20 protein-coding genes are annotated in these 19,770 nt (G+C 70.2%); 4 read left to right on the forward strand and 16 right to left on the reverse strand.

Annotation, left to right across the window (positions count from 1 at the left end; genetic code table 11):
• Positions 1 to 33: 33 nt before the first annotated feature.
• On the forward strand, positions 34 to 510 hold the full coding sequence (locus VF647_13360; protein ID HEX8453084.1) for a PQQ-binding-like beta-propeller repeat protein: 477 nt from the start codon (positions 34 to 36) through the stop codon (positions 508 to 510).
• 335 nt (positions 511 to 845) lie between these two features.
• On the opposite strand, the gene VF647_13365 is transcribed toward VF647_13360, so the two are convergent.
• Positions 846 to 2,708 carry a PDZ domain-containing protein gene (locus VF647_13365; GenBank protein HEX8453085.1) on the reverse strand — a complete coding sequence of 621 codons (1,863 nt, stop codon included), beginning with the start codon at positions 2,706 to 2,708 and terminating at the stop codon, positions 846 to 848.
• 360 nt (positions 2,709 to 3,068) lie between these two features.
• Here VF647_13365 and VF647_13370 point away from each other — a divergent pair, with 360 nt between their 5' ends.
• Entirely contained in the window at positions 3,069 to 3,458 is a 390-nt protein-coding gene (locus VF647_13370; GenBank protein HEX8453086.1) for a BlaI/MecI/CopY family transcriptional regulator, read from the forward strand.
• 32 nt (positions 3,459 to 3,490) lie between these two features.
• Positions 3,491 to 5,629 carry a M56 family metallopeptidase gene (locus VF647_13375; GenBank protein HEX8453087.1) on the forward strand — a complete coding sequence of 713 codons (2,139 nt, stop codon included), beginning with the start codon at positions 3,491 to 3,493 and terminating at the stop codon, positions 5,627 to 5,629.
• Between the two features lie 87 nt (positions 5,630 to 5,716).
• On the opposite strand, the gene queA is transcribed toward VF647_13375, so the two are convergent.
• The 6 genes from queA to VF647_13405 form a co-directional block, all read right to left on the reverse strand.
• Positions 5,717 to 6,757, reverse strand: a complete 1,041-nt coding sequence (gene queA, locus VF647_13380) for a tRNA preQ1(34) S-adenosylmethionine ribosyltransferase-isomerase QueA (GenBank protein ID HEX8453088.1) — start codon at positions 6,755 to 6,757, stop codon at positions 5,717 to 5,719.
• On the reverse strand, positions 6,754 to 7,839 hold the full coding sequence (gene ruvB, locus VF647_13385) for a Holliday junction branch migration DNA helicase RuvB (GenBank protein HEX8453089.1): 1,086 nt from the start codon (positions 7,837 to 7,839) through the stop codon (positions 6,754 to 6,756). Before ruvB ends, queA begins: the two co-directional genes overlap by 4 nt.
• A gap of 306 nt (positions 7,840 to 8,145) precedes the next feature.
• Positions 8,146 to 8,733 (reverse strand): Holliday junction branch migration protein RuvA, encoded by a 588-nt coding sequence (ruvA, locus tag VF647_13390; GenBank protein HEX8453090.1) that lies wholly within the window; start codon positions 8,731 to 8,733, stop codon positions 8,146 to 8,148.
• On the reverse strand, positions 8,730 to 9,296 hold the full coding sequence (gene ruvC, locus VF647_13395; GenBank protein HEX8453091.1) for a crossover junction endodeoxyribonuclease RuvC: 567 nt from the start codon (positions 9,294 to 9,296) through the stop codon (positions 8,730 to 8,732). The genes ruvA and ruvC overlap by 4 nt, the downstream gene beginning before the upstream one ends.
• Positions 9,297 to 9,318: 22 nt before the next feature.
• Entirely contained in the window at positions 9,319 to 10,062 is a 744-nt protein-coding gene (locus VF647_13400) for a YebC/PmpR family DNA-binding transcriptional regulator (protein ID HEX8453092.1), read from the reverse strand.
• Between the two features lie 192 nt (positions 10,063 to 10,254).
• Complete coding sequence (locus VF647_13405; protein ID HEX8453093.1) at positions 10,255 to 10,557, reverse strand: YciI family protein; 303 nt, start codon at positions 10,555 to 10,557, stop codon at positions 10,255 to 10,257.
• 229 nt (positions 10,558 to 10,786) lie between these two features.
• Between VF647_13405 and VF647_13410 the strand changes: the two genes are divergently transcribed.
• Complete coding sequence (locus tag VF647_13410) at positions 10,787 to 12,478, forward strand: cytochrome c peroxidase (protein HEX8453094.1); 1,692 nt, start codon at positions 10,787 to 10,789, stop codon at positions 12,476 to 12,478.
• 7 nt (positions 12,479 to 12,485) lie between these two features.
• On the opposite strand, the gene VF647_13415 is transcribed toward VF647_13410, so the two are convergent.
• The 9 genes from VF647_13415 to folE form a co-directional block, all read right to left on the reverse strand.
• Positions 12,486 to 13,268: a 3'(2'),5'-bisphosphate nucleotidase CysQ gene (locus VF647_13415; protein ID HEX8453095.1), complete on the reverse strand. Its 783-nt coding sequence runs from the start codon at positions 13,266 to 13,268 to the stop codon at positions 12,486 to 12,488.
• 248 nt (positions 13,269 to 13,516) lie between these two features.
• Complete coding sequence (locus VF647_13420; protein ID HEX8453096.1) at positions 13,517 to 14,980, reverse strand: S8 family peptidase; 1,464 nt, start codon at positions 14,978 to 14,980, stop codon at positions 13,517 to 13,519.
• A 335-nt stretch (positions 14,981 to 15,315) separates the two neighbouring features.
• Positions 15,316 to 15,969, reverse strand: coding sequence for a tetratricopeptide repeat protein (locus tag VF647_13425; GenBank protein ID HEX8453097.1), 654 nt, complete (start codon positions 15,967 to 15,969; stop codon positions 15,316 to 15,318).
• Positions 15,953 to 16,339, reverse strand: coding sequence for a divalent-cation tolerance protein CutA (gene cutA / locus VF647_13430; GenBank protein HEX8453098.1), 387 nt, complete (start codon positions 16,337 to 16,339; stop codon positions 15,953 to 15,955). Before cutA ends, VF647_13425 begins: the two co-directional genes overlap by 17 nt.
• A 4-nt stretch (positions 16,340 to 16,343) precedes the next feature.
• The gene (locus tag VF647_13435) at positions 16,344 to 16,793 is read right to left on the reverse strand and encodes a tetratricopeptide repeat protein (protein ID HEX8453099.1); all 450 of its coding nucleotides are present in this window, start codon (positions 16,791 to 16,793) and stop codon (positions 16,344 to 16,346) included.
• A gap of 130 nt (positions 16,794 to 16,923) precedes the next feature.
• Positions 16,924 to 17,559 carry a Trm112 family protein gene (locus VF647_13440; GenBank protein ID HEX8453100.1) on the reverse strand — a complete coding sequence of 212 codons (636 nt, stop codon included), beginning with the start codon at positions 17,557 to 17,559 and terminating at the stop codon, positions 16,924 to 16,926.
• Between the two features lie 522 nt (positions 17,560 to 18,081).
• A complete protein-coding gene (locus VF647_13445; protein HEX8453101.1) occupies positions 18,082 to 18,462 on the reverse strand; it encodes a 6-carboxytetrahydropterin synthase in 381 nt (126 codons plus the stop codon).
• A 4-nt stretch (positions 18,463 to 18,466) separates the two neighbouring features.
• Entirely contained in the window at positions 18,467 to 19,183 is a 717-nt protein-coding gene (locus VF647_13450; protein ID HEX8453102.1) for an SDR family oxidoreductase, read from the reverse strand.
• Between the two features lie 14 nt (positions 19,184 to 19,197).
• A partial coding sequence (gene folE, locus VF647_13455; GenBank protein HEX8453103.1) for a GTP cyclohydrolase I FolE occupies positions 19,198 to 19,770 on the reverse strand: 573 nt, incomplete at its 5' end.

Consider the following 19,770-nt stretch of genomic DNA (forward strand, 5'->3'; position numbering starts at 1 on the left):
GATTGCGTTCGACCGCTCCACCGGCCGCGAGCTCTGGCGGTACCAGACGGAGGGAAGGAGACCGGCACGGACGCGGCGCCCGCACTCGCTGGTTCGATGCTGGTGGCGGGCGGCGCCCGCGATGGGCATTCCGTCGCGGTCGACCGGTTTACACGACGCGAGGTGTGGCGGCGTGACCTGTACGGCTTCGTGTGGGAAACACCCGCGGTGCAGGGCGGCCGTATCTTCCTGGGCACGCAAGCGGCCCGCCTCTACGCTTTGGATTCGTCGACGGGCCAGAGCGTCTGGGAAAGGGCGCTGGAGGGTGGCTCCACCTATCAGGCGGTCTGCGGGGACAAATTGGTCGTGGAGAATACCGCGGTGGAGTTGTTCGACGCCGCAACGGGTAAGAGGTCGGGCCGGAAAATCGGTCTTGCGCCCGACGACTTCGTGAGTTCCGGAATCGCGGTATCCGGCAACCGCGCCTTCTTCGCCGGTGAGCGAAAGCTTTACGCAATCCGCTGCGACTGACGAAGGTTTTCACGGACAGGGCGGGGGTGGTGCACCGGAGTTTGGATGCACCGCCCCCGTTTCGTTGTGGCGCGAAGTGGATAAAAAGCATCAAACCGGGATAGATACGGACGCGGGGGACCGCGCTGGCAGAGAAAATCCTCTGCTGTTCTATCTGTGGCTCTGCGTGAGATCGCCCTTGCCATACAGCAGCATCGCGTCGCCGGACTAGAAGTAGTGGTACGGGATTCAGGTTCGGAACGGCGTGAGAGCCCCCGGCGGGCTCCGAAACGTCACATCCCCGCCCCGCGCGATGGCGGGCCGAGGATGCCGAACGTGGAACGCAGGAGCGGTGCTCAGCGGGACGCGGCGCGCGACCCGAGCCAGCTTTCCCGAAGTGCGCGCATCGCCGGGGTGACCGGAAGCCCGGCGCTCTCGCGCGTGACCACCTCGACGGATGGGTTCGCGACCAGGGTGACGGGTACCGTGAAGCGCATCCCCCGGCCGGACACCTCCATCCGGACCACCTCTCCCGGGCGGCGCCGGGCGAGGATCGCATGGAGCGCCGCGGCGGTCGCGGTCGGCTCGCCATCCACGCTGTGGATCAGGTCGCCCCCCGTGATCCCGGCCTGAAAGAGCGACCCGTTCTCCTTGGGACCGTTGACGTACACCGCCCCCGGATCGTCTTCCACCACGGCGCCCAGGTAAACCTTGTCGGCGGCTTTGCGGCGCAGCACCAGGCCCGCCGGCTCCAGGAGGGCGGCGAAGTCGGGCACCTCCCGGCCCTCCACGTACCGCGCAAAGAACTCGTTGGCGAAGCGCGGGTCACGGGTGACCTCGCCCAGGACGCGGCGCAGCTCCGCGTTCGTGTACGGCCGCTCGGGTGAGAGCTCCGGAGTCTGGAAGCGGCCGTATTCGCGCCACATCGCGCGCATGTAGTCGTCCAGCGTGAGCCGGTAGCGGGAGCGCAGGTTGAGGTCGAGCGCGACGGCCAGGGTGTGTCCCCACAGGTAATACGAGACGGACTGGTTCTGGCGGTTCGTCTGGTCCAGCGACAAGGCGCCGTCGGTCAGCGGCGCGTCCAGCCCCGCCTCCGCCGCGCTATGGTGCGCGCGTCCCGGCGCGTTCGTCACGGCCTCGATGTCCGCGCTGATCAATTCGGTGTACTCGGCGTCCGAGTAGTACCCGGCACGCCGCACCACCAGGTAGCCGTAGTACCGGGTAAAGCCCTCCACGAACCAGAGTTCCGGGGACTGGTTCTGCGCTTCGAAGTTGAACGGCTCCAGCGAGCGCGGGCGCAGCCGCTCCCCGTTCCAGGAGTGGAAGAGCTCGTGCGCCAGGGGGGCGAGGTTGGACACCCGGTCCGCGCGGCTCACCAGCGACTTGCGCGACGTCAGCACGGTGGAGTTCCGGTGCTCCATCGCGTCGCCCGACGCCCAGGGGAGATAGTCGGCCAGCAGGGTATACGTTCCCCCTTCGTACGCGGGCGGGGCGCCCCAGATGGCCAGCTCCTCGCCGACCACCTTTTGGGCCATCGCGGCGAAGCTGTCGACCTCGGCCTCGCCCGCCGTGTGGTGGACGGCGAGCCGCCAGGTCACCGTGTCCGCTCCGCGGCCGGTCCGCCAGCTCCGCAGCGAGGTCGGGCCGGCCTCCAGCGGGGAGTCCATGAACCACGCCAGGTTGGGCGCCGTGAACACGGCCGGATTCGCGGTGGGGAACAGCTGCGTCGTGATTCGCCATCCTGGGCGGGGATGCACGGTGAGCCGGATCGGTGCCGCTTCCATCCCGCGCGCCCAGATGAAGACCGAGGGGGGGTTCAGGTGCGCATGCGAGCGGTCGATGGCGGCATACGTGCCGTCGACACGGTCGCCCCAGAGCGCGTAGGTCAGACGAACGGTGCCATCGTGCCCCGCCACCACCCAACCATTGGTGGCGGTCCGCTGAACGGCAAGCGGCCGCCCGCGTCCGTCGGCCGCGCTGACGTCGAACACGCTTTTCGCGAACTCGTGAAGGGCGTACCGGCCCGGCGAGGAGCGGCTCATCCTCGCCTGGAGCGGCTCGGATGCCGCCAAGCCGCGGAACGTCGCCGTGACGCTCACCTCATGGTGCTCCGCCCGGGGGAAGCGGAGCTCGTACTCCACGGCTCGCGCCTGCGCGCCCAGCGGTGCCACGGACAGCAGCCCGGCGACGCCGAGCAGCCGTGTGATCACTAGCCTCATCATCATCTCCAGCGAGGGGTGAAGGGCCGAACCGTTGTTCATCCGCCCTGGCGAGAACGCCCGGCCGGAGCCACGCGAGCCCGGCCCCGATGGCGTCGTACGGCGCCGTGGACACGAGCATCCGGCGGGGATTCTCCATTTGCCTGCCAGCCTCCGCCGGCGCGACTTCCCCCAATATGAAAATGCATTGACACTATGTCAATGCATTTTCACTCCAGAGTGACATGTACAGGGGCTAACCGCCCCCGCGCCGCCTCACCCGGCCCCTACTCCAACATGTCCGTCACTCTGGACGGGGGTGGGGGCAGGTGTTATCCTGTTGACAGGATGTCAATCCATCAACACCATCCACTCCCCTCGATGCCCCCCCCTGTTTCAGAGCTTGGCCGCCGCGAGCGGCAGATCATGGATGCGCTGTTCCGGCGGGGTCAGGCGACGGCGGCGGAGGTGCTCGCCGATCTGCCCGACGCGCCGAGCAATGCCGCGGTCCGCGGGATGCTCCGCCACCTGGAGGACAAGGGATACGTGCGGCACGAGCAGGACGGACCGCGGTACGTGTTCTTTCCAGCGGTGGAGCGCGACGGGGAGAGCCGATCGGCGCTCGCGCACGTGCTCAAGACGTTCTTTGGCGACTCGCGCGAGAACGCCATGGCCGCGCTGCTCGGAATGGGCGAATCGGAGATCTCCGACGAGGAGCACCAGCGCCTCTCCCGGCTACTCGACCAGGCACGCAAGCCGGGCCGCGGCTAGCACGCACCCGCCCCCACAGCACCCCCCCCGCCATGTCCGAAGCCGCTGCCTTCCTCCTCCTCAAGTCTTCCCTCGTTCTGATCGCCGCCTGGGTGGTGGTGGCCGGCCTGCGGCTCAGGCGAGCATCCTCCGCCGCGCGACACCTGGTTTGGACGCTCGCCGTGTGCGCGCTCCTGCTCCTTCCGCTCCTTTCGGCCGGTATGCCGCGCTGGGACGTGCGCTGGCTGCGCGGCCTCGCTCCCAGCGCGCTCGCCTCCGCTCCCTGGATTCCGGACGGCCCGCTGCCGCAAACGCCGCCCTCGGAGCCCCTGACCGGCGCGACACCGGCGCCGGCGGTCGACGGGGCGCTTCCGGAGGTGCGCGCGGCCGAGCGTCCACTCGCTGCTGGCGGATACCTGGCGGCCGGGTACGGGATCGGCCTCGCGCTTGTGCTCGGATGGATGATGACCGGCTCCGCTCATCTCCGGCGGATGGCGGGGCAGGCGGAGGTCGTCACCGATCCGGAGTGGCTGGAGCTGATGCGCGAAGTCGAGTGGATCCTGGAGATCCCGCGGCCGGTGCGCCTGCTGCGCAGCCGGGAGGCATCCATGCCGATGGCCACCGGGATCCTGCGTCCGGCGGTGATCCTTCCCGTCGGCGCGGACGGCTGGGCGGAAGATCGCCGCCGCGTGGTCCTGCTCCACGAGGCCGCCCACATCGCCCGGCGGGACTGCCTGACGCAGATGTTCGCCGCCCTCGCGTGCGCCACCTACTGGTTCCACCCCGCCGTCTGGTACGCCGCGCGCCAGCTTCGCGGCGAACGCGAGCTCGCCTGCGACGATCGGGTGATCGCGGCTGGCGCAAGGCCGCGGGACTACGCCGAACACCTTCTCGAGATCGCGCGTTCGCTGCGTTCGCCGAGGCTGGTGGGCCCCGCCACGGTCAGCATGGCGCGCCCGTCCCAGCTCGAAGGGCGTCTGCTGGCGGTGCTGGACGAGGTCCGTATCCGCCGCACGCTTCCCATCTCGTTGGTGCTCGGCGCCTGCGCCGTCACGGGCGCCCTGGTGCTCCCGCTGGCGGCCCTCGTCCCGTCCCCGCCGGCATCGGGTGTGGCGGTGGCGGAACAGAGTGCCCTCACCACGGACCTCACTGGTGAGTTCGAGCGGATCGTGCCGACCGCTTCCGGAAAGACGCTCGAGCTTGACCTGGGCGCGGCCTCGCGGGTGCGGATCCGGGGATGGGACCGGGGCGCGGTGCAGGTGCGGGGCTGGAGCCAGGAGGGGAGCCGCGCTCTCGTCGCGGTCGGCCTGGAGCAGTCGGCGACCGGCGCCCGCCTGGTGACCCGCGGGGAGAGCCGGGGGGCAGGCGCGCCCGGCACGCACTCCCTGGAGATCCGGGTGCCGACGCGGTACGGCATCCACATCCGCGGAAGTGGCAGCAGCCTGGAGGTCTCGGATTTGAGCGGTCGGCTGAGCGGGAGCACCGAGGGCGGCGTAGTGCGCCTGGCACAGGTCGGCGGGCGGGTCGATCTCTCCACGGGCGGCGCGGGCGCGAGCGTGACTGACTCCCGTGTGGACGGACGCCTGCTCACCGGGGGCGGCGCGGCGGACATCCGGTCGAACGTCGGGGACCTGGACCTCCGCGCCGGCGGCCGCACCCGGGTCGAACCCCGGGGGGCGCCTTCCGCCGCGCGCGAGTTCCGGCGGGGTGTCCGCGCGCTGACGGGGGTGGGCCGTGCGGCGCTCCACCTGGCCGAAGGCTCCGTCTTCGTCGACGAAGCGGACGAGGGCTTCGACGTGGAGACCGGCCGGGGGGATATTGTCGCCGGCCGCGTGGTGGGACACGCGGCGGCCCGTACGGCCGCTGGAAACGTGGAGCTGCGCGGAGTCTCCGGGTGGGCCGCGGTCGAGAGCGGACGTGGCGACATCCACGTGGAGATGTCCGGGGTACGCGGCGCGAACCTTACGGCGCGGGCTGGAGGCGTCACCATCGTGCTCCCGGCCGCGTTCGCCGGCTCGATCGACGCGACGTCCACCGCCGGGAGGATCGAGAGCGATTTCACCCTCGCCCAAACCTCGTCCCCTGCCGGCGGAGAGCGGCGCTCGAGAGCAGGCGCGGCCGGCGGGCGCGTGACCATTTCCGCGACCGGGCCCGTCCGGATTCGACGAGCGAGCGGCGCGCGGACACGCTGAACGGGCGTCGCGGTACCACGATCTCACAAAGAGGCACGGAGAAGAAATTCTCCGTGCCTCTTCGTTCTCGTTTGTGATTTCCTCTTTCTACACCAGCAGCATCGCGTCGCCGTACGAGAAGAAGCGGTACCGCTCCGCCACCGCCTCGCGATACGTCTCCATCGCCAGGTCGTAGCCGCAGAAGGCGGAGACGAGCATGAGGAGGGTGCTCTTGGGGAGGTGGAAGTTGGTGATGAGGTGGTCGACGGCGCGGAAGCGGTAGGGGGGGCGGATGAAGATGTCCGTCCAGCCGGAGCCGGCGGGAACGGCGCCGTCCTCGGTGGCGACGGATTCCAGGGTGCGCGCGACGGTGGTGCCCACGGCCCAGATGGAGCCGCCCGCCGCACGGATCTCGGCGAGGACGGCGGCGGACTCCTCCGGCACGCTGTACCACTCGGAGTGCATGCGGTGCTCGGCGGGGTCGTCCGCCTCGACGGGGCGAAAGGTGCCGACGCCGACGTGGAGGACCAGGCGCACGATGCGCACGCCCTTGGCCTCCAGAGCGGCCAGCAGCTCGGGGGTGAAGTGCAGGCCGGCGGTGGGGGCCGCGACGGAGCCGCGCTCGCGGGCGAAGACGGTCTGGTAGCGCTCGCGGTCCTCGGGGCCGGCGGCACGCTCCACGTAGGGCGGAAGCGGGACCTCGCCGTGGAGCTGCAGGGCGTCGTCCACGGGGAGGTCGGTGTCCAGGCGGACGATGCGCTCGCCGGCGGGGGTGCTTTCGAGGATCTGGACGGTGAAGCCTTCCGCGATCTCCACCGTGCGGCCGGGCTTCAGCTTGGCGCCGGGACGCACCAGCGCGCGCCACGTCCGCTCGTCGCCGCCCTCGGGGTGCAGGAGGAAGACTTCGGCCTCGGCGCCGCTCGCGCGCTTCCCCAGCAGGCGCGCGGGGAAGACGCGCGTCTCGTTGAGCACCAGCGCGTCGCCGGCGGGGACGTACTCCAGCAGGTCCGCGAAGCTCCTGTGCGAGCGCCTCCCCGTGGCCCGGTCGACCACGAGGAGGCGGCTTGCGTCGCGCCGCTCGGCCGGGGCCTGCGCGACGAGCTCGGGGGGAAGGTCGAAGTCGTAGTCCGAGGTCCGGCTCCCCTTCATGCGTCGAACAGGCTCTGCTGCGGCGGGGGAGCGGGCGGAAAGGCCTGCACGTTGGCCTGATCTACCGGCGGGGCGTAGCCGAAGCGGCGGTACGCCTGCGCGGTGGCAACGCGGCCGCGAGGGGTGCGCATCAGGAAGCCGGTCTGGATCAGGAAGGGCTCGTACACCTCCTCCAGCGTCCCCGCATCCTCGCCGATGGCGATGGCGAGCGTGCCGAGGCCGACCGGGCCGCCGCCGAACTGCTCGATCAGCGAGCGCAGGACGCGCGTGTCCATCTCGTCCAGCCCGAACTCGTCCACGTCCAGCATGTGCAGCGCGGCGTCGGCGACGTCCTTGGTGATGACGCCCTCGGCGCGCACCTGGGCGTAGTCGCGCACGCGGCGGATCAGGCGGTTGGCCACGCGCGGCGTCCCCCGCGAGCGCCGGGCGATCTCCAGCGCGCCCGCCGGCTCACAGGTGACGCCAAAGATCTCCGCCGTGCGAGCGACGATGAAGGTGAGCTGGTCCACCGGGTAGTAGTTGAGCCGCTGCACGATGCCGAAGCGCGCCCTCATCGGCGGGGTCAGCAGGCCGTAGCGCGTGGTGGCGCCGATCAGGGTGAAGCGCTCGATCCCCATCGAGATCGTCTGCGCGTTCGGGCCCTCGCTGATGCGGATGTCGACGCGGAAGTCCTCCATCGCGGGATAGAGGAACTCCTCGATGATGGGGCGCAGGCGGTGGATCTCGTCGATGAAGAGGACGTCGCCCTCGCGCAGGTTGGTGAGGGTGCTCACCAGGTCGGCCGGCTTCTCCAGCACCGGGCCCGAGGTGATCTTGATGTTCACCCCCATCTCCCGCGCGATCAGCATTCCCAGCGTCGTCTTCCCCAGCCCGGGCGGCCCATACAGCAGCACGTGATCCAGCGGCTCGCGGCGGTTGAGCGCGGCGTCGATCGCGATCTGGAGCGAGTCCTTGACCTTGGGCTGCCCGATGAACTCGGCGAGCCGCTGCGGCCGCAGGCTGAGCTCCTGCGTCGCGTCTTCGGAGAGCTGCTCCGGCGTCGTGATCTCCGGTCGCTTCGGCAGATTCGGATCGTTCGACATCGCGTCCTCGCGGGAGTGCTACGGGGTATCTTCGGTGGGTTCGTGCGTGTACACCGTTTCGCGCACTTCGGTCCCCAATCTGTCATCCTGAGGGAAGCCGCCCTCCAGACGTCCGCCGTCCCCTGCCCTGCTGTTGCGGCGACCGAAGGATCTAGCCGGCGCGGCAGGAGGACGGCGCTGCGACGACGAGCCCCTCTGTACGCGCAGTAGATCCTTCGCTCCGCGCCACAGGGCGGAGCACGGAAGAGGTCGGGGCCGCGCGTCGCTCAGGATGACAGGATAAGGAGTGGCAAAAGGGTTGGGGCGCTACTTGAGGCGGGTGAGGGCCTGGCGGATCAGCTCGGGGGCCGGGAGGTTGCCGTGCTCCTGGACGACGGAGCGGATGGCGCGCTCCGCATCGGCCTGGAGGACGCCGAGGGCGCCGAGGGCACGCATCGCCTCCTCCATGCCCGGAGCGCGGGCGCCGACTCCCGTGGGGGAGAGGAGGACGTCGTCCAGCTTGCCGGTGAGGTCCAGGACGATGCGCTCGGCCGTCTTCTTCCCCACCCCGCTGACCGAGACGAGGGCGGCGGAGTTGCGCTCGCGGATGGCGCGCACCACGCTCTGCGCACCGAGCGCACCGACGAGCGAGAGAGCCAGCCGCGGGCCCACGCCGTTGGCGCCGAGCAGCTTTGAGAAGACGACGCGCTCCACGTCTTCCAGGAAGCCGTACAGGATCAGCGCATCCTCGCGCACGATCTGGTAGGTGCGGAGCGTGACCTGCTCGCCCAGCTTGGGGAGGCGCTCGAAGACGCTGTTGGGGATGAAGATCTCGTAGCAGACGCCGCCGGGGGTGAACACCTCCACCCGCTCCAGCTCGCGCACCACCAGCTCGCCGCGGACCCGCGCGATCACTTCGCCCCCTGGTCGAACAGGCGCAGCTTCAGGCTCATGGGTGTCTTGGCGCCGGGCCCGAAGCCGCGGAAGCAGTGGCAGAGCGCGACCGCCACGCCGTCCGACGCATCGTGCGGCCTGGGCGGGGCGGTGAGGCGGAGGAGGCGCTGCACCATGTATCCCACCTGCTCCTTGGTGGCCGTGCCCGTTCCGGCGACGGCGCTCTTGACCTCGGCGGGCGGATACTCGGCCACCTGGATGTCGCGCAGGGCCGCGGCGAGGAGCACCGCCCCGCGCGCGTGGCCCAGGACGACGGAGGTGCGCACGTTCTTGGAATAGAAGACGCCCTCCACCGCCAGCACGGCCGGCGAGTGGCGGGCGATGACCTCGGAAAGGCCTTCGTAGATGTCGCGGAGCCGCACGGGGAGCGCGGCCTTGGGAGCGGTGCGGATCACGCCGCACTCCACCAGCGACAAGGCGCCGTCGCGCGTGCGGGCGACGACGCCGTAGCCGGTGACCGCGGTGCCGGGGTCCACCCCCATCACCAGCGATACCTCCGGCTGCAACGGACGGAGCGGCTGCACCGGCGAGGCCGCTGGGGGTGCCTCAGACCTCGGCGAGGCTGTCGACATCCACGTCGGCGTTGCTGTACACCTTTTGGACGTCGTCCATGTCCTCGATCAGGTCCAGCAGCTTGACGAGCTTGTCCGCGTCCGGCCCCTCGACCTTGACCTCGGTCTTGGGGACCATCGCCAGCTCGGCCTCCTCCCACACGATCCCCTGCCCGCGCAGCGCGTCCTGCACGGCGTGGAAGTCGCCGACCTCGGTGAGCACGGTGAAGGCGCCTTCCTCCACCTGCACGTCCATGGCGCCGGCCTCCAGCGCGGCCTCCATCACCTTCTCCTCGTCGTACTTCTCGGAGTCGATGTGGATCTGGCCGCGGCGGTCGAACATCCACGCCACCGAGCCCGTGGTGCCCAGGTTGCCGCCGTTGCGCGAGAGCCACTTGCGAAGGTCGGCCACCGTGCGGTTGGCGTTGTCCGTGAGCGTGTCCACCATGATGGCGACGCCGGCGGGACCGTACGCCTCGTAGGTGACCTCCTCGTACGACACGCCCTCGAGCTCGCCCGTGCCCTTTTTGACGGCGCGGTCGATGTTCTCGTTGGGCATGTTGGCCGCCTTGGCCGTGTCGATGGCGAGGCGCAGGCGCGGGTTACCGGACGGATCGCCGCCCCCAGCCTTGGCCGCCACGGTGATCTCGCGGATCAGCTTGGTCCACGCGGCCGCGCGCTTGTTGTCCGTGATCGCCTTCTTGTGCTTGATCTGCTTCCACTTGCTATGCCCGGCCATCGGGCACCTCCACGTACGCTGTAAGGGAATGGATGATCGATGAATATAGCCAGGGGTATGATGCCAAGCGAGTGCTAACGGCTGAAGTGCTAAGTGCTAAGTGCTAAGTCCTAAGTGAAAACGCACTCACGCACTCACGCACTCACGCACTGCTGTTCCAGCACTTAGCACTCAGCACTTAGCACTTCCCCCCTACACCCCCGCCGCCTGCGGCAAAAACGCCGCGAACCGCGGATCGCTCTTCACCGGATTGAACCGCACGATCTCGAACTCGGCGATTCCGTTCTCGAAGTAGGGGTCGTCGCAGATCATCTTGGTCGCCTCCACCTCGCTGTCGAGCGTGGTGAGGATGACGCCGCCGGTGCGCGGCTCGCGGGGGCCGGAGAAGATCAGCTTCCCCTCGCGGTACAGCCCGTCCAGGTACGCGCGATGGGCGGCGGTGTGGGCTTCCACTTCATCGATCGGCTTCACGTAGCGCAGCAGGATCAGGATCATTGGATCCACAAGGCTTGGGGATGGGGAGCGCGGGGGTGCCGCGGTCGACGTGACGATTCGTGGTTTCGGCTCAATATGGGTGCGGGCTGCCGCAAAGGCCAGTTCCCGGCGCCCGCCATGCGATAGGGTGCGAGGGCTCTGGAGTGTCTACCCGTACAGCCGCGTGGGTGATGCAGACCGCGCGGCCGACCCGGACCGGCACCCTCCACGCCTCCACCCGCGAGCCCCCATGCTCTCCCTCCCCCGCGCCCTGGTTCTACTCGCCTGCGCGGCGGCGGCCGCCTGCACCGACGCGGGCGGCGGCGATCCCCTGCTTCCCGCACCGGCCGGCGCGCCGGGACTGCTGTCGCCGAACGGCGCGATCGCCGCCGTCGTGGGCACGGCGGTCCGGTACGACGCTACGAAGGCGGGCACCGTCTTCTCCGACCCGGCCGGCGGCGGGCTCGCCTACGTGGTGACGATCGACGGCGCCGCGGACGGGCTGGTGGTGAGCGGCTCCACCATCACCGGAACTCCGCCCGCTCCGGGCGTCGTACAGCTCACGGTGACCGCGATGGACGCCCTGGGACGCACCATCAGCGACCGCTTCGCCATCGTCGCGTTCGCGCCGGGCCTCCCCACGCCCGTGCTGCCCGCAGCATTGGAGCTGTACGCGGACGCCAGCCGGCCGCTCCCCGCGCATTTCGCCTCCGCGCCCGGCGGAGCCAGCGCTCTTTCGGCGGACAACACCCCCGCCAACAACCCGATCACCAATGCCGGCGCCACGCTGGGCCGGGTACTGTTCTACGACACGCGGCTCTCCGCGAGCGACGGCACGTCGTGCGCATCGTGCCACGTGCAGTCGCTGGGCTTCGCGGACGCGCCGGCGCGCAGCGTGGGCTTCGCCGGCGGGCTCACCGGGCGCCACTCCCCGTCGCTCGCGAACGCGCGCTTCTACCGCCCCGGACGCTTCTTCTGGGACGAGCGGGCTGCGACGCTGGAGGCGCAGGTGCTCGTCCCCATCCAGGACCCGGTGGAGATGGGGGTGCCGCTCAACCTGCTGGTGCACAAGCTGTCGGCGACGCCGCACTACGCGCCGCTGTTCACGCAGGCGTTCGGCTCTTCGGACGTCACCGGCGACCGCATTGCCCGGGCGCTCGCGCAGTACGTCCGCTCGCTGGTCTCGGGCGGGTCGAAGTTCGACCGTGCGTTCACCGGGGTAGGCCCGCCGAACTTCGCCGGCGTCTTCACGCCCCAGGAGCAGCTCGGCGAGCAGCTTTTCCGCACTTCGGGATGCGCCGCGTGCCACACGACGGCTGCGCACGTGAGCGACGGAACGCACAACATCGGTCTCGATGCATCCAACACGGACGCGGGGGCGGGAAACGGGGCGTTCAAAGCACCGTCGCTGCGCAACGTAGCGGCGCGCGGCCGCTTCATGCACGATGGCCGCTTCACCTCGCTGGCGCAGGTGGTGGACTTCTACGATTCAGGCGTCCAGCCGAATCCCGGGCTCGACCCACGTCTGCGTGCGCCCGACGGAAGCCCGCGGCGGCTCGGCCTCACCCCGGCGGAGAAGGCCGCGCTGGTCGCCTTCCTGGGGACGCTCACGGATTCGACGTTCCTGACCGCGACTCGCTTCTCGAACCCGTTCTCCGGCCCGGCGGCGCCTCCGCCCGTGAGTTCGGGTACGGCGGCGGTGACCATGCAGGGCATCGCGTTCCATCCGCCTACGCTGACGGTCGCGCCGGGCACGCGGATCGACTTCAACAATCTGGACAACCAGCGGCACAGCGCGACCTTTGCCGCGGCCCAGATCGTGTCCACGCCGGTGTTCACCTCGGGTACCCAGTCCGTGACGATGCCGACGGCCCCGGGCCGGTATGCGTACCAGTGCTCGGTGCACGGCGCCTCCATGAGTGGCACCGTCGTCGTCCAGTGAGCCCGCTCTACCGTACTCCCGCCGCCGCGAGCACCGCCTGGTGCACCCGGCCGTTGCTGGCGACGACGCCGGCCCACGACGGATGCGGCTGGTTGTAGCGGAAGGGCACGCCATCCAGCCCCGTGACGCGCCCGCCCGCCTCGCGCACGATCACCTCGGCGCCGCACACGTCCCACTCGTTCTTGGGGCCGAACGAGACGATGGCGTCGCCCGTGCCGTCCGCCACTTTGACCATCCTGTACGCGGTGCTCCCCAGCGGATGCAGCGTGCAGCTCTCCCCGACTCCATCCATCTCCCCCCGGCGCAGCTCGGAGCGCGAACAGAGGACGCGCGGCATCCCGTCTCCGTCCGAGACGTGGATGGGCGCGCCGTTCAGCCACGCGCCGCCGCCCTCGATCGCGTGGTACACCTCGCCGGTGGCGGGATTGCACACCACGCCCAGCACCGCCCGGTCCCCCTCCACCAGCCCGATGCTGATGGCGAACTCGGCGATCCCCTGCACGAACGAGTTTGTGCCGTCGATGGGGTCCACCACCCAGAGCCGCTCGCGTCCCAGGCGCTCGGGGGAGTCGGCGGTCTCCTCGGAGAGCCACCCGTACTCCGGCCGCCCGCCGATCAGCACCTCGCGGATCACGCGGTCCGCCTCCACGTCCGCATCGGTGACGGGCTGGTCGGCGTCCTTGTAGCGCACCTCCATTTCCGCGCGGAACGCGCGTCGGATTACCTCCGTCGCCGCCCGTGCGGCGCGGATGGCGAGCTCGAGGTCGGACTGCAGATCGATCGGCTGCATCAGCTTTCGGTGTGTATCCAGGAACAGCAGGGCTCACGCGGAGACGCGGAGACGCCGAGGAACTGCAACTGCGGGGCTCACACAGAGACACAGAGACACAGAGGAAGAACAGCAAGAAAGGGTTCTCTGCGTCTTGCAGGTCCCTCTGTAGCCCTCTGTGTGATGCTTTTCCCGCATCCGCAGAAGCGAAAGCGGAGCCAGGTGATCCCGGCTCCGCCCTCGCTCCTCAACTCACGATCCGCCAAACGTCAGGGGAGTTCGCCGCTGCTGCCGGGGCAGTAGTACGACGTGGAGCCGGTGCCGGTCGCACCGCTGCTGTCCGTGACCGTGGCCGACACGACTATGTTCCTGGCGATGGTGCCGCAGATGACGTAGGCGTCGCTGAAACCGTTGGCGTCGCTCGCCTCGCTGGCGCGCGTCCATTCGAAGCTGTACCCGGAGCCGGTGCCGCCGGAAGCGCTGGCCCAGCAGTACCCACTGCCCTCGTCGCACGTGACCGAAACGACCGGCGCGCCGCCTCCCGGAGGCGTCGTGGTCCCGCCGGTGATGAAGCCCATGTACAGCAGCCGGTTCGGCGAGTTGGAGCCGGGGCTCGACACGTAGTTCTTGGACGACATGTCGTTGATGGCGTACGCCACGTCCACCGGTAGTGCGCCCGGGTTGTACTCCAGGTACATCGCGGCCACGCCCGCCACGTGCGGCGAAGCCATGGAGGTGCCGCTGATCGTGTTGGTAGCGTAGTCCCCCGTGCTCCAGGCGGAGGTGATGCTGACACCCGGCGCGAACAGGTCCAGGCAGAGTCCGTAGTTGGAGGTCGAGGCGCGGGTATCCGACGAGTTAACCGAGCCCACGGTGAGCGCCGCCGTCACGCGCGCCGGCGAGTAGTTACAGGCGTTGGCCCCGTTGTTCCCCGCGGCCACCACGTAGGTGACGCCCGCGTTGATGGAGTTCTGCACCGCCTGGTCCACCGCGCTGTTCGCCCCGCCGCCCAGGCTCATGTTGGCCACCGACCACGTGGTGCGGTTGGCGGTCACCCAGTCCACACCCGCGATCACGCCGCTCCAGCTCCCGGACCCGTTGCAGTCCAGCACGCGCACGGACACCAGGCTCACGCCCTTCGCGGCGCCGTACGTGCTCCCGCCCGCGGTGCCGGCGACGTGCGTGCCGTGGCCGTTGCAGTCCTGCCCGTTCCACCCGTCGCCGACGGCGTCGTAGCCCACCGTCGCCCGCCCGCCGAAGTCGGAGTGCGAGGTGCGAATCCCCGTGTCCAGCACGTACAGCGTCACCCCCGCGCCCGTGCGGTTGTAGGTGTAGTTGCCGTCCAGCGGACGGCTGCGCTGATCAATGCGGTCGAGCCCCCACGGCGCGCCGCTCTGCGTGGCGGTGGCCTCCACCAAGCCGTCCTGCTCGATGAGCTCGACCTGCGGGTTGTTGCGGAGCGCGTTGAGCTGCGCCGCGTTCAGCTTCGCGGCGAAGCCGTTGAGCGCGGCTTGATACACGAAGCTCGGCGCCGCGCCCACGGCTCGCGCCGCCGAACGGGCGGATGCGCCCTTTTTGAGGACGACGATGTACTGGTCCTTGATCGGCGCTCCCGCCGGTGCGACGGACGCGCTCGGTGCCGGGCTGGCGACCGGCGCGACTGGCGTCTGGTCCGAACAGGCGGCGAGGGCCACGGCCAGGCCTCCCAGCATTACTACGGTACTGCGGTGCATTGAGCGTTCTCCAGATGAAAGTGGATGATTCCGTGATCCAGGATCACGAGCCTCGTCCTACGCACAATACAGTTCAAAAACGTACTTTTCCAAAGCTGTTGAAATATGCGGAGATACACCCACTCCCCAAAAATTCTTCAACGCAGGCGTGCTGCAAACCAGTGCACCTGTCGACCAATTCAGTGCGCAGCTTGTCACGAAGAGTATGGTCAAGGCCCGTGAGACATTCCTCCGTGACCTTGCAGTTCCCTCTGTGCCCTCTGTGTGACGGTCTTAAATAAACTCGCCCCCGGCACCATGGCGGCACCGGGGGCGAAGTCGTGGAGACAACACGGTCAGCGGTTCGATGTCTCGCGAGAGAGGCGGTACATCTCGGCGGCGCGCTCCGGGTTGCCCTTGCGGTCGTACGCGATGCCCATGGCGTAGTAGGCGCGCGAGTTCTCGGGCTGAAGGCGGACGGCTTCCTCCAGCGCCTCGATGGCGGCATCCGATTCGGCGAGCTGGTTGAGCGCCTCGCCGAGGATCAGGTACGCGGGGACGGAGGTGCCGTCCAGCTCCACCGCGCGGCGAAGGGCGGTGACGGCGGCGGCGTACACGCCACGCTTGTAGAGCGCCGTGCCGAGCTGCAGGTGAACCTCGAACGAGTCCGGCGCCAGGCGCTGGGCGCGGCGCAGCTCCTTCTCCGCCGCGTCGAACTTGCGCTGCGCGGCGAGGGCGGCGCCCAGCCCCGTCACCGCGCGCACCAGGTCCGGGCTGACGGCGATCACGGCGCTGTACGCCTCGGCGGCCTCGGCGGCGCTGCCGGCGGCGGCCAGCTCGTCCGCACGGTCCAGCCGGGCGAGGAGGGCGTCGTCCAGCGGCTCGTCTACCACGGCGGCGCGTGCGGGTGCGCGCCGCGGGCCGCGCGTGGCGCGCGCGGGCCCGGCATCCTGCCCCGTCTCCGGCGGAAGGTCTTCCCCATCTGTGTCTCTGCTATTCCGGACCATCATCCACCCTGGTTGCGCGGGGGAGCTCCGCCCCTCCCCCCTGCTGGTGCTCCGTCTCTTCCAGCACCCACTTCCGGTACGGCTCGGCCACGTCCGTCAGTGTCGTGGCGATCAGCTCCGGCACCTCGTACGGGTGAAGCTCGGCCGCCCGGCCGAAGAGGCGCTCCACCAGCGCGCGCCGCGTCTTGAGCAGCACCTGCACCTCGCCATCCGCCCTCACCTCCCCCTCCCAGCGGTACACCGACACCACACCCGGCACCACGTTCGCGCACGCGGCGAGCCGCTCCTGAACCAGCGTCCGCCCGATCCGCTCCCCCGTGGCCGCGTCCGGCGCCGTCATCAGCACCAGTGCCAGTTCCGGACCGCCGCTCATGCTGCTACGGCTCCGCTCCCACGGGGAGCGGGCCGTCGTCGCCGGTCAGCTCCGCCAGCGTGGCACGCGCGTGCGAGATGTGCCGCTGCGCGTGGGGCGACGACGGCGGGCGTGCGAGGAATGCCCGCAGGTGCGCGATCGCCTCGTCCGTCTGCGCCTGCTGGAGGAGGAGGAACGCCAGCCCGTAGTGGGCTCCAGACGCGTGCGGCTTCAGCTCCAGGACGCGGCGGTACGTCTTCATCGCCTCGTCCGTCATCCCGATGCGGGTGTACGTCACCGCGATCTGCTGCAGGACGTCCGTGTCGTTCGGGCTTTCGCGCAGGGCGAGCCGGAACGAGGTGAGCGCCTCGTGGAACTTCTCGTCCTGCAGGAGGACGGTCCCCTCCTCGTAGTAGTCCGGATCCCGCGCGTCCGAGCCAGGTCGGCCGTGGATGATCTTGTTGAACCAGGACATTCCGGTTTCGATAAGCGTGTGCTCGGGGACCGGACCGAAGCCAGGTGGAGGGTGCCGCCGGGCCCCGTGGAGCCCATGCGGCAAGGGTCCCAAGTTACCCGCGAAGGGGTGGGGTGCGCAACCGAATCCGTCAGCGCGCCGGTGCCCCCGCCGTGGGGCCGGGCTTCTTCGCCACCACCACTCCTTCCTGCTCCAGGAGCACCTCCGCGCCCAGCCAGCGGAGCTCCTCCGACGCGCCCTCCGGCGCGGGGTCCAGCACCAGCCGCGTCCCCGGCGCCAGCACGCGCACCGCCTCCGTGAGCGGCGTCTCCGCCCCGCCGGTGAGCGCCACGCCGCGCAGCATCCCGCCGCGCACGGGGAGCGCCGGGCCGCCCGCGACGCGGCTCACCCCGGGCGCGCCGTCTTCGCGGACGGGGTGCGCGGTGAAGGCGATCACCTGCAGCCCCGGCACCAGGGCGGCGATGGCGGGAGCAAGCTCCGCGCCCGGGCCGGCCAGCAGCACGGTGCCGCCCGCTCCCGCCAGTCCCAGCAGCGCCGCCAGCCGCACCGCCGCGTCCGGGTCGGGCGCGGCCGCGGGCGTGGGCGCGGATTCGGCGACGCGCAGGTCGACGGTGCCATCCTCGATCGGGTACATCTCGCGGCAGTTGGAGCAGCCCAAGCTTCCCTGCACCACCCGCCGCTCCTCCAGCCGGTCCGCAAGGAGGATCAGCCCGAGATCAGGGCCGCAGCGCGGGCAGGTGAGGATGTCGGTGAGGAGGATGTGCATGGTGGTGGTGGATCGGCGGTCAGGTGCGGCCGAGGTGGGCCAGGGTGGACTGGGGCGGGCCCGGCGGTTGAAACCGCTGCAACAACCGCGGGAAGCCTGCCTTCGCAGGCTCCGCGCGGGCGGGGTCGGTGCGGGAGGCGGGCACCGGTGCCGCGGCGCGATCGCCGGGGGATGAAAACCGGCGCCGAAACGGGGCGCCGAAAACCGGGGGATGAATCCCCCGGCTGGAACCACGGGAAGCCCACTGAAGTGGGCTCGCGCTCCACGACCAGTCCGCGCAGGCGGACTTTGTGAGGTTCCAGCGGCGAGTTCATTCGCTCGTGGACGCCGGCCTCGGCGCACCACGGGGCACGGGCAGCCACGCGGGGCTGCCCCTACGAGGCACCGGCGCGGGCGGCAAAGATTTGGGGTGGGCGCGATGAATCGCGCCCCTGCCACGGATCTCGCCCGGGAGTCCGCGCAGGCGGACTTTGCGCTGTTGTAGCCGCGACTTTAGTCGCCCTCCGGGCAACCCCGGGGCCATCACCACATCGGGCGGGGGGAGTACTGGGCCCACTGGTTGGGGGTCTCCCAGACGCGGATGTAGGCGAGGTGCTCGCCGTCGGGGCCGAGGCGGTCGCGCATCTGCTGGAAGATCCAGCGGGCCTGGTTCTCGGCGCTCGGCTCCAGCTCGGTGAAGGGCGGGAGGTCGTTGATGTTCTCGTGGTCCAGGTGCTCGGCGATGGCGCGGAGATGGCGCTTGGCCTCCGTGAAGTCGAAGGCCATCCCCCCCTCGCCCACGTCCTCAAAGGCGAGGCCGGCCTCCACGACGTAGTGGTGGCCGTGCAGCTTCTCGCACTTGCCGCGGTAGTTGCGCAGGAAGTGGGCGGAGTCGTAGTGGGCCTTGACGTTCAGCAGGAACATGGCGCTATGCGGCGGCCTCCACCGCGATGTAAGGAAGCTGCACGTGGCGCGGCTGCACGGCCGCAAAGAGCACCACGCGCGCCACGTCTTCCGCGCGCAGCATCGCCGCGCGGTCGGGAAGGTCGGCGCGCGAATCGGGGTCGATCGGGTCCCAGAGCGGGGTGTCGGTGGCGGCGGGCTCCACCAGCGTGGCGCGCACGCCCGTGCCGCGCACCTCCTGAAGGAGAACCTCGTGAAGGCCGCGCTGCCCGAACTTCGAAGCCGAGTACGCCCCGTTCTCCGGGTACGCCACGCGCCCCGCCACAGAGCCGATCTGGATGATGTGGCCCGACCCCCGCTCCAGCATCAGCGGGAGGAAGGCGCGCACCAGCAGGAAGGGCGCGCGCAGGTTGGCGGCGATCTGCGCGTCGAAGGAGGCGGGCTCCGTCTCCGCGAGGCGCGCGAGGGCGAAGGCGCCGGCGGCGTTCACCACCAGGTCCGGCGCGTCGCCCAGCAGCTCGCCGACGTAGGTGGCCAGCGTGTGCACCGCGGACGGGTCGGAGACGTCGGTGGGCATAGCGTGGCCGCCCACCTCCTCGGCGGCGCGGGCGAGGGCGTCGCCGCCGCGCGCGACCATCCCGACCCACGCGCCGCTCTCCGCCAGCGCGCGCGCCACCGCGAGCCCGATCCCGCGCGACGCGCCCGTCACCAGCGCCGTCCTCCCCCGCATCGAGTCGTCCATTTCCGTCCCCGTGGTCAGACCAGCGTGCCGCCCGTGACCAGCCGCAGGAACTCGTCGCGCGTGCGCAGGTCCTCGCGAAAGATCCCCTTCATGGCGCTGGTGACGGTCTTGGAGTTCTGCTTCTCCACCCCGCGCATCATCATGCACAGGTGCGCGGCCTCGATCACCACACCCACTCCCTGCGGGCGCAGCACGTCCATGATGGCGGATGCGATCTGCTCGGTCAGCCGCTCCTGCACCTGTAGGCGCCGCGCGAACACCTCCACCACGCGCGGCAGCTTGGAGAGCCCGACGATGTGCCCGTCGGGGATGTAGGCGATGTGCACCTTGCCGAAGAAGGGGAGCAGGTGGTGCTCGCAGAGACTGTACATCTCGATGTCGCGCACCATGACCATGTTCTCGTGGCTCTCGGCGAAGACCGCATCGCCCACCACCTGCGCCGCCGTCAGCCCGTAGCCCCGCGTCAGCCACGCCATCGCGTTCGCCACGCGCAGCGGCGTCTTCTTGAGCCCCTCGCGCTCGGCGTCCTCGCCGAGCAGCTCGAGCTGGCGGCGCACCAGGCGCTCGTACTCCTCGCTGTGTACCTC

This window comes from Longimicrobium sp. (assembly GCA_036387335.1).
In the GTDB taxonomy this organism is placed as follows: domain Bacteria; phylum Gemmatimonadota; class Gemmatimonadetes; order Longimicrobiales; family Longimicrobiaceae; genus Longimicrobium.

What these genes read in the sequence shown, in the direction of transcription:
- VF647_13365 (HEX8453085.1), bottom strand. Translation starts at nt 2,708, where the DNA reads ATGAGGCTAGTGATCACACGGCTGCTCGGCGTCGCCGGGCTGCTGTCC.
- VF647_13370 (HEX8453086.1), top strand. Translation starts at nt 3,069, where the DNA reads ATGCCCCCCCCTGTTTCAGAGCTTGGCCGCCGCGAGCGGCAGATCATG.
- VF647_13375 (HEX8453087.1), top strand. Translation starts at nt 3,491, where the DNA reads ATGTCCGAAGCCGCTGCCTTCCTCCTCCTCAAGTCTTCCCTCGTTCTG.
- queA (HEX8453088.1), bottom strand. Translation starts at nt 6,757, where the DNA reads ATGAAGGGGAGCCGGACCTCGGACTACGACTTCGACCTTCCCCCCGAG.
- ruvB (HEX8453089.1), bottom strand. Translation starts at nt 7,839, where the DNA reads ATGTCGAACGATCCGAATCTGCCGAAGCGACCGGAGATCACGACGCCG.
- VF647_13400 (HEX8453092.1), bottom strand. Translation starts at nt 10,062, where the DNA reads ATGGCCGGGCATAGCAAGTGGAAGCAGATCAAGCACAAGAAGGCGATC.
- VF647_13405 (HEX8453093.1), bottom strand. Translation starts at nt 10,557, where the DNA reads ATGATCCTGATCCTGCTGCGCTACGTGAAGCCGATCGATGAAGTGGAA.
- VF647_13410 (HEX8453094.1), top strand. Translation starts at nt 10,787, where the DNA reads ATGCTCTCCCTCCCCCGCGCCCTGGTTCTACTCGCCTGCGCGGCGGCG.
- VF647_13415 (HEX8453095.1), bottom strand. Translation starts at nt 13,268, where the DNA reads ATGCAGCCGATCGATCTGCAGTCCGACCTCGAGCTCGCCATCCGCGCC.
- VF647_13420 (HEX8453096.1), bottom strand. Translation starts at nt 14,980, where the DNA reads ATGCACCGCAGTACCGTAGTAATGCTGGGAGGCCTGGCCGTGGCCCTC.
- VF647_13425 (HEX8453097.1), bottom strand. Translation starts at nt 15,969, where the DNA reads ATGATGGTCCGGAATAGCAGAGACACAGATGGGGAAGACCTTCCGCCG.
- cutA (HEX8453098.1), bottom strand. Translation starts at nt 16,339, where the DNA reads ATGAGCGGCGGTCCGGAACTGGCACTGGTGCTGATGACGGCGCCGGAC.
- VF647_13435 (HEX8453099.1), bottom strand. Translation starts at nt 16,793, where the DNA reads ATGTCCTGGTTCAACAAGATCATCCACGGCCGACCTGGCTCGGACGCG.
- VF647_13440 (HEX8453100.1), bottom strand. Translation starts at nt 17,559, where the DNA reads ATGCACATCCTCCTCACCGACATCCTCACCTGCCCGCGCTGCGGCCCT.
- VF647_13445 (HEX8453101.1), bottom strand. Translation starts at nt 18,462, where the DNA reads ATGTTCCTGCTGAACGTCAAGGCCCACTACGACTCCGCCCACTTCCTG.
- VF647_13450 (HEX8453102.1), bottom strand. Translation starts at nt 19,183, where the DNA reads ATGGACGACTCGATGCGGGGGAGGACGGCGCTGGTGACGGGCGCGTCG.